We start from the raw sequence: 1,061 nt of genomic DNA on the forward strand, positions 1-1,061 counted from the left end.
CACCATTCTTTTCCTGTCCGGTGGTCACCATGGCTGCATAGATTTTTCCCAGAACGGCTTTATAGTTTGCAGCACTGGTATATATGGTAGAAGATGTTTCTTCTTCGTGTGGATATTGGTCCAAGTCGCCTATGCAGGAACTCATCAGGAGTGCGCTGCAAAAATAAAGGGCTGTATAAAATATCTTTTTCATAATCGATGCTTTTAGTAATTAGAAGTTAATACCTATGTTGAGAGAGAAAGTACGTGGGCGTGGATAAAACGAATTGTCCACACCGTCGGGAACTTCCGGGTCAACGCCGCTGTATTTGGTGATACAGAATACATTTTGCACCATGGCACTCACATTCAGACTGCATCCTTTATAAATAGTGCCGAAGTTGTAACCCAATGAGAGATTATCCATTTTCAGGAAAGAAGCATTCTCTACATAGTAGTCAGAGAGATATTGACGTTTCCGATATTGGCACGCAGGCTGGTGCTCAATGTCCACTTCTTGTAACGCAATGAGGTACTGAAACCGAGGATATAGTCGGGAGCCGGAGAGTGGTAGCGGTACAAGTCGTTCGAGTTGATTTGTCCGTCCCCGTCAAGGTCTACGTAAGCTCCTTCTATCGGTTTGCCGGTTTTTTCATCATACAGCTGATGGTAAACGTAGAACATATAAGGAGCATATCCCTCGCTCAATGTCTGTACCTGATAACTGTCGATATACGGACCTACAGAAGTGTTGGTGGCAGGCGTACCGGCTGTCAGTGATAAGTTTTTCACTTTCATCTTCTGCCATGTCATGTTGAAACTCAAGTCCCAGTTCCAGTCCTTGGTCTGTATGGGCGTTGCGTTCAGACTGAATTCCACACCCTGACTGTCCACATTTCCGACATTGGTCGTGATGTTACGATCGAATGTAGTACCGGCAGCAGCAGGTACGGTGGCAATCAGGTCTTTGGTCTGACGGGTGTAGTAGTCGAAACTACCAGTGATGCGGTCTTTGAGAAAACCGAAGTCAAAACCCACATTCCATGAAGTGGTTGTTTCCCATTTCAGGTTGGGTACATACG

2 pseudogenes are annotated in these 1,061 nt (G+C 45.4%); both read right to left on the reverse strand.

From position 1 onward, the window contains the following. Positions 1 to 193 (reverse strand): annotated as a pseudogene (locus tag AB5935_RS27885) (RagB/SusD family nutrient uptake outer membrane protein); the annotation flags it as partial. A gap of 18 nt (positions 194 to 211) precedes the next feature. Continuing rightward, positions 212 to 1,061, reverse strand: a pseudogene (locus AB5935_RS27890) (TonB-dependent receptor domain-containing protein); the annotation flags it as partial.

It is taken from the genome of Phocaeicola sp. RTP21198st1_B8_RTP21198_201120 (assembly GCF_040929485.1).
In the GTDB taxonomy this organism is placed as follows: Bacteria; Bacteroidota; Bacteroidia; order Bacteroidales; family Bacteroidaceae; genus Phocaeicola; species Phocaeicola dorei.